Origin of the sequence: Andreprevotia chitinilytica DSM 18519, from assembly GCF_000711875.1 — a bacterium.
Lineage (GTDB): Bacteria > Pseudomonadota > Gammaproteobacteria > Burkholderiales > Chitinibacteraceae > Andreprevotia > Andreprevotia chitinilytica.
The window spans coordinates 469,617-484,894 of the sequence record NZ_JONM01000002.1 but is presented as its reverse complement, the minus strand read 5'-3'; the positions used below and the strand labels follow the sequence as shown (position 1 = coordinate 484,894).

Sequence of the window (15,278 nt, the reverse complement as noted above, 5' to 3'; positions counted from 1 at the left end):
ATCTGCTGTCCCCGCTTTCACCCAGGCAGTCATGGCTTTATTCCGCAAGAAGAACGTCGCCAACGCGTCGACCCGCAATGCGCTGCCCGCACCGATCGCCAATGTGCTGCGTGAATCGTGGTGGTTGCTGCTGGTCGCGGTGGTGCTTTATCTGGTGCTGGCGCTCGCCACTTACCATCAGGCCGATCCGGGCTGGTCGCATAGCGCCACACAGGCCGAGATCAAGAATCGCGGCGGCTGGCTTGGCGCTTGGGTCGCCGATATTTTCCTGTCGCTGTTCGGACTATCCGCCTGGTGGTGGGTGCCTTTCTGCTTTGGCGCCATCTTGTGGGGCTACCGGCGTATCGACCGGGTGAACACGGAATCGAGCCGGCCGGTGATCTTTCTCGCCTGCCTGGGTTTCACGCTGATTCTGCTATCGAGCTGCAGCCTGGAAATGCTGCGCATGCACTCGATGAAATTCGATCTGCCCGGACTGCCCGGCGGTTATCTGGGTGCGGCGCTAGGCGGTTGGTTGTTCCGCACGCTTGGCTTTGCCGGTGCGACACTCACGCTGATTGCCGCATTCGCCATCGGTTTTTCCCTGTTCACGACCATTTCGTGGCTGGACGTGATGGAAAAGCTCGGCACCTTCCTCGAATGGATCTACACCACCGTCAGCGAGCGCTGGCAAGCATCGCAAGATCGCAAGATCGGTCGACAAGCGGCCGTGGCACGCGAAGAGCGTGTGACGGAGGAAAAGAAGCGTCAGGAAGACAAAGCCCCGATCAAGATCGAAGCGCAGCAGCTCGAAGTACCAGTGGCTGCCGCAGTCGAGCGCAAGCTGGAAAAAGAAAAGAAGGCGCAGGAAAAACTGCAGATCGAGGCCGAACGCCAAGCGGCTCAGCCGATGCTGTTCGAACTGGATGATTTGCCGCCCGTCCGCCCGCAGCCCGTTGCACACAAGGGCGGTAATGATGCGCTGCCGCCAATCTCCTTGCTGGCGCCAGCACCGGTCTCACAAGAGACCATCAGCCACGAAACGCTGGAATTCACCTCTCGCCTGATCGAACGCAAGCTGGCGGATTTCAACGTCGAAGTGAAGGTGATCGCCGCCTACCCAGGCCCGGTGATCACGCGCTACGAGATCGAACCTGCGGTTGGGGTCAAGGGTAGTCAGATCGTCAACCTGATGAAGGATCTGGCGCGCGCACTGGGTCTGATCTCGATCCGCGTGGTCGAGACGATTCCCGGCAAGACCTGCATGGGCCTTGAACTGCCCAATCCGAGCCGGCAAACGATTCGCCTCTCCGAGATCATCTCCTCTGAACCCTATCACCATATGAGTTCGAAGCTGACGATGGCGCTGGGCAAGGACATTACCGGCAAGCCCATCGTCACCGATCTTGCCAAAGCGCCACACCTGCTGGTGGCCGGCACGACCGGCTCGGGTAAATCGGTTGGCGTGAACGCGATGATCCTGTCACTGCTCTATAAAGCGACGCCGGATGAAGTGCGCTTCATCATGGTCGACCCGAAGATGCTGGAGTTGTCCGTCTACGACGGCATTCCACATCTACTGGCTCCGGTCGTCACCGACATGAAGCTTGCCGCCAATGCACTCAACTGGTGCGTGGCGGAGATGGAAAAACGCTATCGGCTGATGAGCGCCATGGGCGTGCGTAACCTTGCTGGCTACAACCAGAAAGTGAAAGACGCTGAGAAGGCCGGCCAGAAGCTCACTAATCCGTTCACGCTCACGCCGGATAATCCCGAGCCGCTGGAGCACCTGCCCTTTATTGTCGTCGTGGTGGATGAATTCGCTGACCTGATGATGGTGGCGGGCAAGAAGATCGAAGAGTTGATCGCCCGCTTGGCACAGAAGGCCCGTGCGGCCGGCATTCACTTGATCCTCGCCACGCAACGACCATCGGTGGATGTGATCACCGGCTTGATCAAAGCCAACATCCCGACCCGTATCGCCTTCCAGGTCTCGTCGAAAGTCGATAGCCGCACCATCCTCGACCAGATGGGCGCAGAAGCGCTGCTGGGCCAGGGCGATATGCTGTATCTGCCGCCAGGCACGGGCTACCCGCAACGTGTGCACGGTGCGTTCTGCGCAGATGATGAAGTGCACAAAGTGGTCGAATACCTGAAGCAGACCGGCGAGCCGGATTACATCGACGGCATCCTCAATGGCGGCTTCGAGGCCGAGGCTGCAGGCGGCGGTGGCGCACCGTGGGAAGGTGGCGGTAGCGAAGGCAGTGAGTCAGATCCGCTGTACGATGAGGCGGTCTCCTTCGTGGTCAAGACCCGCAAGGCATCGATTTCGTCGGTACAGCGGCAACTGCGGATCGGCTACAATCGCGCCGCCCGGCTGATCGAGCAAATGGAACAAGCCGGGCTGGTGAGCCCGATGGAAACCAACGGCAACCGGACGGTGCTGGCACCGGCCGGGGAATAGGCTCTGAACAGCGCCTCGATCAGCACCCGTTTTCGTGTGTGATTTACAACGACACAATGCAAACACACTTGAAATCGGGCGGGTTAACGTGATATAAATCGCCTTTTTCCGAAGTCAGGATTTTTTATCATGGCACGAGTATGTAAGGTCACCGGCAAGCGTCCGATGTCCGGGAACAATGTTTCCCACGCCAACAACAAGACCAAGCGTCGTTTCCTCCCGAATCTGCAATCCCGCCGTTTCTGGGTTGAAAGCGAAAACCGTTGGGTGCGCCTGCGCGTTTCCAACGCTGCACTGCGTACCATCGACAAGGTCGGCATCGAAGTCGTCCTGGCCGATCTGCGCGCCCGCGGCGAACTGTAATAGGTACATGAATCATGCGTGAAAAGATCAAACTCGAATCATCCGCTGGTACTGGTCACTTCTACACCACGACCAAGAACAAGCGCACCATGCCGGAAAAACTGGAGATCAAGAAATTTGATCCGGTTGTCCGCAAGCACGTGATGTACAAAGAAACCAAGCTCAAGTAAGCCGTTTCCTGCCGGTACCGCATACTCGAGAACCCCGCTCAACCGAGCGGGGTTTTTGGTTTTTGGGCCTTGCCTTCGGTGTGAGGTGTGAGGTGTGAGGTGTGAGGTGTGAGGTGTGAGGTGTGAGGTGTGAGGTGTGAGCAGTAGCATGCCCTACCGGCCAGCAATCAGTCTTGCGGCAGCTGCCAGACCTCAACCAGCGTTTCGCGCAGCATCGCAATCAACGGGTCTTCTTCGCGATCAGCCGAGTAGATGAATTGCAGCGGCGCGGAATCCACCGTTTCGCCATTACGCCACAATGCAATCGAGCCATCCGCAGCAAAGCGTTGCGCGGTACGTTCAGCCAGCAACGCCACACCGACCCCCGCCTTCACCAGTTCCACCAATACCGCTTCCTCATCGAACTCCCCCACTCTGCGCGGGGCGATGTTCTGCATGCGCCAGACTTCCTGCGTGATGCCGGAGAGGCTGGTGAATTGCGATAAGCCCAACCAAGGCGTTCTACCTAATTCGCGCCAATCCGCATCGACCAATTCCTGGCGATTGGCGGGCAAAGCGACGCAAAAACGGATTTCCGCCAGCGGCAGCGAATTGACGTTCTGGTAGGGGTTGCGGCCGAGATAGAAACCGCCATCCAGCGTCTTCTTGCGGACTTCATTCAGCACATGCCCGGAAATATGATGCGCGGTCTGCACCGTCAGCAGCGGATAGCGGCTACGCAAACAGGCCAGCCACGGCCCGATCTTCAGCCGCGCCGGCACACCAATCGTGCCGATCCGTACCTTGCCCTTGGGCTGATCCGCCAGCGCCTTGGCCCGATGCAACATGCCGCGCGATAGCCCCAGCATTTGCTCGGCATCCGGCAGCAGCGTCTTGCCGGCTTCGGTCAGCTGCACACCACCGGGATAACGCTCGAACAACGGCGTACCCAGTTCCTCTTCCAGCGCCTTGATCTGCGCCGTGACCGCCGGTTGCGACAAATGTAGCAACTCGGCCGCCTGCGTCAGATGGCCCTGCTGGGCGACCGCGACAAAAGTACGTAATTGATAAAGTTCCATGGAAAAACCCTAAAGCCGTCTAAGGATTATCCCTTAAAGCACCGTGATAGTGCAGCCAAGTCCGTATGGGGCATGTAGTCGGAAAATACAGATTTCATATGGACCGGTAAGCGCGGTGCAACGCAGCATCAAAAATGCTGATTCGTCGCATCAATAATTCCAATTGGATAGAAGAAAGCAAGCGCTCATACAGTGGGCAGCAATTCGGTCTACAAACCGGATATTCACACTGGGCGGATGATCCGATTCGTAACTCGGCTTGGCATCGCAAGCACCAGAAACGGGCACGCTGCACTGGCGTCGCCTATATACCGGTAGCACCGTTTAATCGCTGAGGAGCAAAGCATGGATGAAGCACTGATCCAGCGTGTACAAAACAATCCGAAATTCGCGGAACTGGTACACAAGAAAACAACGCTGTCGTGGTGGCTGTCGATCGTCATGCTCGTGATTTACTACGGGTTCATTCTGATGATCGCCTTCTCGCCCAAGACACTGGGCATTCCGCTGTCGGCCGGCAGCGTCACTACCATCGGCATCCCCATTGGCATTCTCGTGATCTTGTCCGCCTTCGTGCTGACCGGCATTTACGTGCGCCGCGCCAACACCGAGTTCGACCAGCTGACGAAGGAACTCGTCGAGGAGTCCCGCCAATGATCCGTACCCTCCACACCCGCCTCGGCCTGACCGCCGCCGGCCTCCTCGCCAGCATGCCAACCTGGGCATCCGGCGCAATCGAAGGCGCAGTCCAGAAGCAAGCCGTCAACTGGCACGCCATCGTCATGTTCATCATCTTCGTCGCCTTCACGCTTGGCATCACTTACTGGGCGGCGCAGCGTACCCGCTCGGCCAAGGACTTCTACGCGGCCGGCGGCGGCATTACCGGCTTTCAGAACGGGCTGGCCATCGCCGGCGACTATATGTCCGCCGCATCGTTCCTCGGCATTTCCGCGCTGGTATTCGATAAGGGCTACGACGGCCTGATCTACTCGATCGGCTTTCTGGTCGGCTGGCCGATCATCACCTTCCTGGTGGCAGAACGCCTGCGCAACCTAGGCAAGTTCACCTTTGCCGACGTGGCCTCGTATCGTTTGGCCCAAACCCCGCTGCGCACTTTTGCCGCCACCGGCACGCTGTTCACCGTGGCGCTCTACCTGATTGCGCAGATGGTCGGTGCCGGCAAACTGATCCAGTTGCTGTTCGGACTGAACTACACCACCGCAGTCGTGCTGGTCGGCGTATTGATGGTGATCTACGTGACCTTCGGCGGCATGCTGGCGACCACGTGGGTGCAGATCATCAAAGCCGTCTTGCTGCTGTGTGGCGCGACCTTCATGGCGATCATGGTGCTGGCTCACGTCGGCTTCAACGTTGAAAGCATGTTCGCCAGCGCGGTTGAAGTGAAACAAGCCGGTGCGCATGCCCTGGCCGCCAAGGCCGCTGTTGCATCCGAAGCCGCCGCCAAGGCCGTCGCTGCGAATGCGGCCGATGCCTCCGAGATCGTCGCCAAAGCCAAGACGCTGGGCGAGGATGCAGTCAAGGCCGGCAAAGCCAATATCATGGCGCCGGGTGGCTTGGTGTCGAACCCGATTGATGCGATCTCGCTCGGCTTGGCGCTGATGTTCGGCACCGCTGGCCTGCCGCACATCCTGATGCGCTTCTTCACCGTGAAGGACGCCAAGGAAGCGCGTAAATCGGTGTTCTTTGCCACCGGCTTCATCGGCTACTTCTACATCCTGACTTTCATCATCGGCTTCGGCGCGATCATGCTGGTATCGACCAATCCAGAGTTCAAGGATGCAACCGGCAAGCTGATTGGCGGCTCGAACATGGCGGCGGTTCACCTCGCCAATGCGGTTGGCGGCGAGTATTTCTTCGGCTTCATCTCGGCCGTTGCCTTCGCCACCATTCTGGCTGTGGTATCCGGTCTGACCCTGTCTGGCGCATCGGCGGTCTCGCACGATCTGTATGCCAACGTGTTTGCCCGCGGCCGTGCTGATGAAGCGCATGAAATCCGCGTATCGAAGTACGCCACGGTGGGCCTTGGCATCGTTGCCATCCTCTTGGGCATCCTGTTCGAGAAGCAGAACATCGCCTTCATGGTCGGTCTGGCGTTCTCGATTGCTGCGTCGGCCAACTTCCCGGTGCTGTTCCTGTCGATGTTCTGGAAAGGCCTGACCACACGCGGCGCAGTCATCGGCGGCACGATCGGCCTGATCTCTGCTGTCGGCCTGATCATCATCGGCCCGCCGGTATGGGAAGCCACGCTGGGCCACCCGAAGGGCAGCGCGCCGTTTGCCTACAGCAACCCGGCCATCTTCTCGATGACGCTGGCGTTTGTCTTCACTTGGCTGTTTTCGGTGCTGGACAAGAGCCCGCGCGCTGAGCAAGAAAAGGCGTTGTTCCTGCCACAGTTCATTCGTTCGATGACGGGGATTGGTGCAGAAGGCGCAAGCAAGCACTAATTCATCTCTGCACTAAGTGACCAGTAGCTTGTCCATCAACGCCCCGCTCCACAGCGGGGCGTTGTGTTTTACGCCAGACTAAAACCGTTGCCGCCACGAGTTCGCTATGTCCCACTTGTTCGACTTCAAACACCCGCCCTTCGATAACCTCACCGAGACCGAATGCGCCCGCGTCGAAGCGGCCATCGATCTGGTCTACTTCCCGGCTGGCAGCGTCATCCTGGCCCAAAGCCATCCGGTGGATTCGCTCTATGTGGTGATGAAGGGCAAGGTCGGTGAATACGAAGGGCAAGATTGCTCGGCCGTTTACGCCGCCAACGACAGCTTTGATGCCCGCGCCCTCGTCACCGGCCTCATCCAGGTGGAAAACCGCGCCATTGAAGACACGCTGGCGTGGCAGATTCCCCGCGAGCTGGTGCTCGAACTCACCCAAAGCAATCTGCTGTTCGCCGCCTTCTTTTATCAAAACGTGGCACAAAAATTGTCGGTACTGGCGCATCGGCCAATGCAGCGCGAGCTGCGGCCGGCGCTCATGTCCAAGGTCAGCCAAACCTATCTCACCCCGCCGCTCTGGCTCACCGACCAAAGCACCGTGCTCGATGCCGCCCGCCTGATGCGCGAACACCATGCCAATACCGTGTTGCTCCGCGGCCCGCACGGCCCGGGCATCTTTACCCAGAGCAATCTGCGCGATGTCGTCATCGACGGCCGCAATCCAGCCGACACGCCACTGGCCGATTACGCACAGCACGCGTTGATTACCGTTGACGAGGACGATTACGTCTTCGAGGCCATGCTGGTGATGGCCCGCCACACCATCCAGCGCGTGCTGGTGAAACGTGGCGATGAAATCATCGGCCTGCTGGAGCAGGTCAACCTGCTGTCCTACCTCTCCAACAACTCGCAGATCGTCGCCGCGCAAATCGAACGCGCCTGCAGTATCGACGAACTCAAAGGCGCATCGGATAGCATGCGGCGGCTGGTGGATTTGCTCAGCGGCAGTGGTGTGAAGGTCACGCTGATCGCCGGGCTGGTCAGCGAACTACACCGCCAATTGCTGGCCCGGCTGTTTGCGCTATTGGCACCCGCTGACATGCTCAACCACGTCTGCCTGCTGGCGCTGGGTTCGGAAGGCCGCGGCGAGCAAATCCAGCCCACCGATCAAGACAACGCGCTGATCATCGCCGATGGTTATTCCCACCCCGATCTCGCTGATGTCTGCCAGCGCTTCAATGATGCCTTGGTGGAACTCGGCTACCCACGCTGCCCCGGCGGCATCATGGTGCAAAACCTGTTCTGGCGTCGCAGCGAAACCGGCTTCAAACAAGCGATCAACGATTGGATCGATACAGCCAACGGCGCGAACGTGATGCACCTCGCCATCTGGCTCGATGCCCGCCCGGTTGCCGGCCAAACTGCCCTGCTGGAAAACCTGCGCAGCCATCTGAACCGCTATCTGTCTGGCAATGCTGCCTACTGCAGCCGCTTCGCCTTCCCGATTGAACAGTTCGAGATCCAGCCCAGCCTGTTCTCGCAACTGCTTGGCAGCGGCGATAGCAACATCGACCTGAAGAAAGCGGGCATCTTCCCCATCGTGCATGGGGTGCGCAGCCTGGCCTTGGAGCACCACGTCAGCGAAACCAACACCTATCGCCGAATCGAAGTCCTCGCGCAACGCACACACTTGTCAGCCACCGTGGCACAAGACCTGGCCGAATCGCTGGCCTTTCTGCAGGGTTTGTATCTCCGGTTCGGCCTGCAGGCACGGCAACGCGGCGAGGCGGTCGTCTACCTGATCGCCCCGGAGCAACTCACCACGCTGGAGCGGGATTTGCTCAAGGACACGCTCAAGGTGGTCAAGCAATTCCGGGCACTGATCCGCCAGCGTTACCACTTACAGGTGCTGTGACCATGCTCGGCGCATTTTTTCGCACCTTGGGGTTTGCGACGCGGCGACGCCAGCGCAGGCAACGGCAACTCGCCGATCCGGCCTACGCTTTCCTGCTTGAGCCGTACGATGGCGATGAGGCTGTCTGCATCGATTGCGAAACCACCAGCCTTGACCCGACGCGGGCCGAGATCCTGTCCATCGCCGCCATCCCGCTCAAAGGCCACCGGTTGTGCACCAGCGAACGCCTGCAGATCACCGTGCGCCCGCAAGGCGACATCGACCCGGCCACAGTGCCGATTCATGGCTTGCGGGCGCAGGATGTGGCGAATGGCTTGCCAATCGACGTGGCACTGGAACAGCTACTGCACTTCATCGGCAACCGGCCGCTGGTCGGCTATTACCTGGAGTTCGATCTCGCGGTACTCAACCGATACCTGCGACCCATGCTGGGCATCGGGCTGCCCAATCGGCGCATCGAGGTCTCGGCGTTGTATTACGACCGCTATGTTTCCGCCTACCGACCGGATGTCGATCTCTCGCTCTCAGCCATCTGCGCCACGCTCGGCCTGCCGGAATTACCCCGTCATGACCCGCTGTGCGATGCGCTGATGGCAGGGCTGATTTACCTGAAATTGCAGCGCCGCCACGCGCCCCACCCAGCAACATTTTGAAACATCAGCGTAACTGATCCCCGGCATCAAAAATCGCGATTAGATTTTGCTTTCTGCCGGCGTTAGATTGGCGCACGACTTTGCGCTGCCGCCGCTTCACCGATGCGGCAGTCGATACCCATCGGGCCCTCTCGGCCCTGCCATCGCAAGAAGGAACTCCCATGAGCTCAATCGATTCCGTCCTGAAGGAAAACCGCCTGTTTCCGCCGTCCGACGACTTCCGTACCAAGGCCAATGTCTCCGGTCTGGAAGGCTACAACGCGCTGTGCGACAAGGCGAACAGCGATTACGAAGGCTTCTGGGCCGAACTCGCCCGCGAGCTGGTCAGCTGGAAAAAACCGTTCACCAAGACGCTGAACGACAGCAACGCGCCGTCCTACAAGTGGTTCGAAGATGGCGAGCTGAACGTCTCCTACAACTGTCTGGATCGTCACCTCGAAGCGCGCGGCAACAAGGTTGCGATCATTTTCGAAGCCGACGATGGCGCCGTCACCAAAGTCACCTATCGCGATCTGTACCAGCGTGTCTGCCAGTTCGCCAACGGCCTGAAGGGCCTCGGCGTCACCAAGGGCGACCGTGTGGTCATCTACATGCCGCACGGCATCGAAGCCATCGTGGCCATGCAAGCCACTGCCCGTATCGGCGCGATCCACTCGGTGGTGTTCGGCGGTTTCTCCGCTGGCGCACTGCGCGACCGTATCTCGGATGCACAAGCCAAGATCGTCATCACCGCCAACGAATCCGTACGTGGCGGCAAGGCCGTTCCGCTCAAGTCCGTCACTGACGAAGCACTGGGTCTGGGCGGCTGCGAATCCATCGAAAAAGTCATCGTTTACCCGCGCACGCTGAACAAGTGCGAACACTGGAATGAAGAACGCAACATCTGGTGGAGCGCCCTGATCAAGGGCCAGCCGACCGATTGCGAACCGGAATGGGTCGATGCGGAACACCCGCTGTTCATCCTTTACACCTCGGGTTCCACCGGCAAGCCGAAGGGCATCCAGCACTCCACCGGCGGCTACCTGCTCGGCACGCAAGTGACCATGAAGTGGGTATTCGATTACAAGGAAAACGACGTGTTCTGGTGCACGGCCGATGTGGGCTGGATCACCGGCCACAGCTACGTGACCTACGGCCCGCTGGGCATTGGCGCGACGCAAGTCGTGTTCGAAGGCGTGCCGACCTACCCGGATGCCGGCCGTTTCTGGTCGATGATCGAAAAGCATGGCGTCACCACCTTCTACACCGCACCGACCGCGATCCGCTCCTTGATCAAGCTCGGCGGCGATCTGCCGAAGAAGTACGACCTCTCCAGCCTGCGCCTGTTGGGCACGGTGGGTGAGCCGATCAATCCTGAAGCCTGGATCTGGTATCACGAAGTGGTTGGCGGCGGCCGTTGCCCGATCGTCGATACCTGGTGGCAGACCGAAACCGGCGCCAACATGATCGCCCCGCTGCCGGGTGCCGTGGCGACCAAGCCGGGCTCTTGCACGCTGCCGATTCCGGGCATCATCGCCGACATCGTGGACGAAGCCGGCGCACCGGTCGAACCGGGCAAGGGTGGCTTCCTCGTCATCAAGAAGCCGTGGCCTGCCATGGTTCGCACCATCTGGAATGACCCGGAGCGCTTCAAGAAGACCTACTTCCCGGAAGAGTTCAACGGCAAGCTGTATCTGGCTGGCGACTCGGCCCACTTCGACGAGAACGGCTACATCTGGATCATGGGCCGCATCGACGACGTGCTGAACGTCTCCGGTCACCGCCTGGGCACGATGGAAATCGAATCCGCCCTCGTCGCCAACCCGCTGGTGGCCGAATCTGCCGTCGTCGGCAAGCCGCACGAAATCAAGGGTGAATCGGTTGTCGCGTTTGTCGTCCTGAAGGGCAACCGTCCGGAAGGCGAAGAAGCGAAGAAGATCGCCAAGGAACTGCGCGAATGGGTTGCCCACGAAATCGGCAAGATCGCCCAGCCGGATGAAATCCGCTTCGGCGACAACCTGCCCAAGACCCGCTCCGGCAAGATCATGCGCCGCCTGCTGCGCGACATCGCCAAGGGTCAGGAGATCACCCAGGACGTCTCAACGCTGGAAAATCCGGCGATCCTGGAACAACTGCGCCACAGCGCCCTGTAAAGAACCACGTTCAGTCGGCAATCCACCGCCGACGCACGCAACTGTTTCACGGCAGCACTTATGCCCCACCGTTCGCGGTGGGGCATCTTTTTGTGCAGTAATAAACAGCAACGTTGTTGGTTTACTCGCCTCGCCTTTGACGCCGGCCGGACAAAGTTATATTTTTGTATAACTTTTACTTGGAGTCGTCCGACATGCCTACGGCAACACTGCGTCGCTCGGGTGGATCGCTGATCATGGTGATCCCTCCTCTCTTCGCCGAACAGAACCACTTGACCGCCGGGGCCAGCGTGAGTGTTCAAGTGGTCGGCGACACCCTCACCGTTCAGCCACTGCGCCGCCGGCGTTATGACGTGGCTGCGTTACTGGCTGAAACGCCGGAGGAATTCATGGGCGGACCGGAATGGGATCAGGCGCCGCCGGCCGGTCAGGAGGTGTGGTAAGTGTTCGACCCCGGCGACATCATTCACCTCGACTTCGATCCTGCGGCAGGCAAGGAAATGAAAGGCCCGCATTTCGGGCTGGTTCTATCCATCCGGGCGTTCAATAACAGCGGCCTGGCGATCGTTTGTCCGATCACGCAAGGTGCGCAAGATAACGCCAGATCAGGCGGTTTCGCGGTATCGCTCATGGGCTGCGGCACCGAAACCCAAGGCATCATCCTGAGCCATCAAGCCAAGACCTTGGACTGGCGTGCACGGCGAGCGAAGAAACGCGAACAGGCACCAGACTATGTTTTGCAAGATGTGCTGGATCGATACCGTTCAATTTTTCCAGAATGACCGGATCGCTGGCATAGCTTCGTAGCACGCTGCAGTGGGTCGCTAGCGATTCACTCCACCTTGCCACTACTAAAACAATCCGCCTGCCAAGCCAGCAAACCACCCCAATCCCCGGCTGACGCGCCAACCCGTTGCCGCATCGCCTCGCTTTGCGACATCCCCGGCGCCAGCTTTTGCCGGCAACGGTCGACCACTTCTCGCGCATCCAGCTCTTTCGCGAACGGTTCCAGCTCATCCAGCAGGCTCCCTGCGGCCTCGATGAAGGTACGGCGGCTGCCGGTCCACGGATCGACCATTTCACCGACAAGGCCATAGCGGCACGCCTGAAAACGGTTGTAGGCATACGCATCGTAGACCTGTGGCTGCTCGTTGCGCCGGTACAGCATCCGTGCACATAGCAGCTGCACGAGGCCGCCCAGATCAGCCGCAATCTCGACAGTCAACGGCGTATCGAAGATGCGGAATTCGATGGTGCCGAATTCCGGCTTGGGCCGGACATCCCAATAGAAATCCTTGATGCTGCCGACCACCCCGGCATCGATCAGGCGATTGATATAGCCCTCCGCTTCCGCCCAGTCGCCAAAGGCCGGCATGCGCCCGGCATAAGGAAAGGGGGTCAGCACGTGCAGCCGCGAGCAGGCAAAGCCGGTGTCCTCGCCATCCTGATACGGCGATGCGGCCGCTAGTGCGATCAGCAGCGGCACCCAAGGGGACACGGCGCGGATCAGCTGAATGGCGGTATCACCGTCCCCAATGCCGATATGGACGTGCATGCCGAAGATGGTGAATTTCTTGCTCAGATAGCCGTATTTCTCGCCCAAAGCCAGATAGCGATCCTTGGGAAAGAAATCCTGATCCTGCCAGCGCTGGAAGGCATGCGTGCCGCCACCGGCAATGCGTACGCCGCACTCATCGGCCAGATTGCACAGATAGGTGCGCATGGCGGTCACTTCGTCGTACAGGCTGTGCCAGCGCGGGTGCACGGCGCTGTTGAACTCGATCATGCCTTGGGTGATTTCGGGGCAGAACACGTAGCGCTGATCCTGTCGCACCCGCATCGCGTCGAGCAGATTGAGCGCCGCCGGGGTCAGCAGGTGAGATTGCGGATCGAGCAGCATCAACTCCAGCTCGACCCCCATCGTTAATACGCCGCTTGAATGGAATGATGGTAAGGCCATGGTGCAACTCCCACGCTTTCATCATTTGGGTAAACAACTTAACGCCGAGCTCAGTCTCATGACGAGGTAAAATTGCCCTTTCGCCGATCACCGGTCAGAGGCCTTTATGTTCGTCGAGTTTCCCGATTCCCCGTACAAGCTGTTCCAGCCCTTCCCGCCCGCCGGCGATCAGCCAACCGCCATCAATTCGCTGGTGGACGGTCTGGAAGACGGTCTGCGATATCAGACGCTGCTGGGCGTAACCGGCTCGGGCAAGACCTTCACCATGGCCAACGTGATCGCCCGCACCGGCCGGCCCGCCATCGTGCTGGCGCCGAACAAGACGCTGGCGGCGCAGTTGTATTCCGAATTCCGCGAGTTCTTCCCGCAAAACGCGGTCGAGTATTTCGTCTCCTACTACGACTACTACCAACCCGAAGCGTATGTGCCGAGCCGCGATCTCTTCATCGAGAAGGATTCGAACATCAACGAGCACATCGAGCAGATGCGCTTGTCGGCCACCAAGGCGATGCTGGAGCGGCCCGATTGCATCATCGTGGCGACCGTCTCGGCGATCTACGGTATCGGTGATCCGTCCGAGTACCACAAGATGATCCTGCATCTGCGGGAAGGCGAAAAACATGGCCAGCGCGAGATCATCAAGCGCCTGACCACGATGCAATACGACCGCAACGAGCTGGATTTCGCCCGCGGCACCTTCCGCGTGCGCGGCGACGTCATCGACGTGTTCCCGGCAGAAAGCGCCGAGCTGGCGTTGCGCATCGACATGTTCGATGACGAAGTCGAAAAACTCAGCCTGTTCGATCCGCTCACCGGCCACGTCAAGAACCGCGTCGGCCGCTTTACCGTGTTCCCGTCCAGCCACTATGTAACGCCACGCGAAACCGTGCTGCGGGCGGTCGAGACCATCAAGGAAGAGCTGCGCGACCGGCTGGCGTTCTACTACAAGGAACAGAAACTGGTAGAAGCACAGCGGCTGGAACAGCGCACACGCTTCGATCTGGAAATGCTCAACGAGCTGGGTTTCTGCAAAGGCATCGAAAACTACTCGCGCCACTTCTCCGGCAAAAAAGCCGGCGAAGCACCACCGACATTGATCGACTACTTGCCGCAAGGCAGCCTGATGTTCCTGGACGAATCACACGTGATGATCGGTCAGGTCGGCGCGATGTATAAGGGCGACCGCTCGCGCAAAGAAAACCTGGTCGATTACGGCTTCCGCCTGCCGTCGGCGCTGGATAACCGCCCGCTCAAGTTCGAGGAATTCGAGCGGATGATGCCGCAGACGGTGTTCGTTTCTGCCACCCCGGCCGAATACGAATCCACGCATCAAGGGCAAGTCGTCGAGCAAGTAGTCCGCCCGACCGGCCTCGTTGATCCGGTGGTGATCATTCGCCCGGTCGGCACGCAGGTGGACGACCTGCTGTCCGAAATCAACAAACGCGTCGCGGTCGGCGAGCGGGTGCTGGTCACCACATTGACCAAACGCATGTCCGAACAGCTGACCGAATATCTGGCCGAGCACGGCGTGAAAGTGCGTTATCTGCACTCGGATATCGATACGGTCGAGCGCGTGGAAATCCTGCGCGATCTGCGGCTAGGTGTGTTCGACGTGCTGATCGGCATCAACTTGCTGCGTGAGGGGCTGGATATCCCGGAGGTCTCGCTGGTGGCCATTCTGGATGCGGACAAAGAAGGCTTCCTGCGCTCATCCCGCTCCCTGATCCAGACCATCGGCCGCGCGGCGCGGAACCTGAACGGCACAGCGATCCTGTACGCAGACCGGATCACCAACTCGATGGAAATCGCCATCTCTGAAACCGAACGCCGGCGCAAGAAGCAGACCACCTTCAACGCCGAACACGGCATCGAACCCAAGTCGGTGGTGAAACGGATCAAGGACATCATCGATGGCGTCTACAGCGCCGAAGATGCCGCTGCCGCCCGCATCGAAGCCAAGCGCCAGCGCATCGTGGAAGACATGGACGAGAAGACGCTGGCGAAGGAACTGAAGCGGATCGAGAAGGAAATGATGGACGCCGCCAAGAACCTGGAATTCGAGCACGCTGCCAACCTGCGTGATGAACTCAAGACGTTACGGGAGCGGGCGTTCGGGCATCAGTAA

Annotated in this window: 13 protein-coding genes; 11 read left to right on the top strand and 2 right to left on the bottom strand. The window is 59.6% G+C overall.

Annotation, left to right across the window (positions count from 1 at the left end; all coding sequences use genetic code 11):
• Positions 1 to 31: 31 nt before the first annotated feature.
• From BR41_RS04960 to rpmG, 3 genes are all read left to right on the top strand, one after another.
• Positions 32 to 2,443 (top strand): DNA translocase FtsK, encoded by a 2,412-nt coding sequence (locus tag BR41_RS04960; RefSeq protein ID WP_035053433.1) that lies wholly within the window; start codon positions 32 to 34, stop codon positions 2,441 to 2,443.
• Between the two features lie 129 nt (positions 2,444 to 2,572).
• A complete protein-coding gene (gene rpmB, locus BR41_RS04955) occupies positions 2,573 to 2,806 on the top strand; it encodes a 50S ribosomal protein L28 (protein WP_035053430.1) in 234 nt (77 codons plus the stop codon).
• A 14-nt stretch (positions 2,807 to 2,820) separates the two neighbouring features.
• Positions 2,821 to 2,976 carry a 50S ribosomal protein L33 gene (gene rpmG, locus BR41_RS04950; RefSeq protein WP_035053427.1) on the top strand — a complete coding sequence of 52 codons (156 nt, stop codon included), beginning with the start codon at positions 2,821 to 2,823 and terminating at the stop codon, positions 2,974 to 2,976.
• A 167-nt stretch (positions 2,977 to 3,143) separates the two neighbouring features.
• On the opposite strand, the gene BR41_RS04945 is transcribed toward rpmG, so the two are convergent.
• Positions 3,144 to 4,034, bottom strand: coding sequence for a LysR family transcriptional regulator (locus tag BR41_RS04945; RefSeq protein ID WP_035053425.1), 891 nt, complete (start codon positions 4,032 to 4,034; stop codon positions 3,144 to 3,146).
• 345 nt (positions 4,035 to 4,379) lie between these two features.
• Here BR41_RS04945 and BR41_RS04940 point away from each other — a divergent pair, with 345 nt between their 5' ends.
• From BR41_RS04940 to BR41_RS04910, 7 genes are all read left to right on the top strand, one after another.
• Positions 4,380 to 4,691, top strand: a complete 312-nt coding sequence (locus tag BR41_RS04940; protein ID WP_035053422.1) for a DUF485 domain-containing protein — start codon at positions 4,380 to 4,382, stop codon at positions 4,689 to 4,691.
• The gene (locus BR41_RS04935; RefSeq protein ID WP_035053420.1) at positions 4,688 to 6,499 is read left to right on the top strand and encodes a cation acetate symporter; all 1,812 of its coding nucleotides are present in this window, start codon (positions 4,688 to 4,690) and stop codon (positions 6,497 to 6,499) included. Before BR41_RS04940 ends, BR41_RS04935 begins: the two co-directional genes overlap by 4 nt.
• Before the next feature lie 106 nt (positions 6,500 to 6,605).
• Positions 6,606 to 8,408, top strand: a complete 1,803-nt coding sequence (locus tag BR41_RS04930; protein WP_035053418.1) for a DUF294 nucleotidyltransferase-like domain-containing protein — start codon at positions 6,606 to 6,608, stop codon at positions 8,406 to 8,408.
• Positions 8,409 to 8,410: 2 nt separating this feature from the next.
• Positions 8,411 to 9,061: a 3'-5' exonuclease gene (locus BR41_RS04925; RefSeq protein ID WP_051710168.1), complete on the top strand. Its 651-nt coding sequence runs from the start codon at positions 8,411 to 8,413 to the stop codon at positions 9,059 to 9,061.
• 161 nt (positions 9,062 to 9,222) lie between these two features.
• Positions 9,223 to 11,193: an acetate--CoA ligase gene (gene acs / locus BR41_RS04920; RefSeq protein WP_035053415.1), complete on the top strand. Its 1,971-nt coding sequence runs from the start codon at positions 9,223 to 9,225 to the stop codon at positions 11,191 to 11,193.
• 194 nt (positions 11,194 to 11,387) lie between these two features.
• Positions 11,388 to 11,636 (top strand): AbrB/MazE/SpoVT family DNA-binding domain-containing protein, encoded by a 249-nt coding sequence (locus BR41_RS04915; protein ID WP_035053413.1) that lies wholly within the window; start codon positions 11,388 to 11,390, stop codon positions 11,634 to 11,636.
• The gene (locus BR41_RS04910) at positions 11,637 to 11,975 is read left to right on the top strand and encodes a type II toxin-antitoxin system PemK/MazF family toxin (RefSeq protein ID WP_035053411.1); all 339 of its coding nucleotides are present in this window, start codon (positions 11,637 to 11,639) and stop codon (positions 11,973 to 11,975) included.
• A gap of 50 nt (positions 11,976 to 12,025) precedes the next feature.
• Here BR41_RS04910 and BR41_RS04905 read toward each other — a convergent pair whose 3' ends face one another.
• A complete protein-coding gene (locus BR41_RS04905; RefSeq protein ID WP_035053409.1) occupies positions 12,026 to 13,153 on the bottom strand; it encodes a YbdK family carboxylate-amine ligase in 1,128 nt (375 codons plus the stop codon).
• Positions 13,154 to 13,259: 106 nt separating this feature from the next.
• On the opposite strand from BR41_RS04905, the gene uvrB reads away from it, so the two are divergent.
• Positions 13,260 to 15,278 (top strand): excinuclease ABC subunit UvrB, encoded by a 2,019-nt coding sequence (uvrB, locus tag BR41_RS04900; RefSeq protein WP_035053407.1) that lies wholly within the window; start codon positions 13,260 to 13,262, stop codon positions 15,276 to 15,278.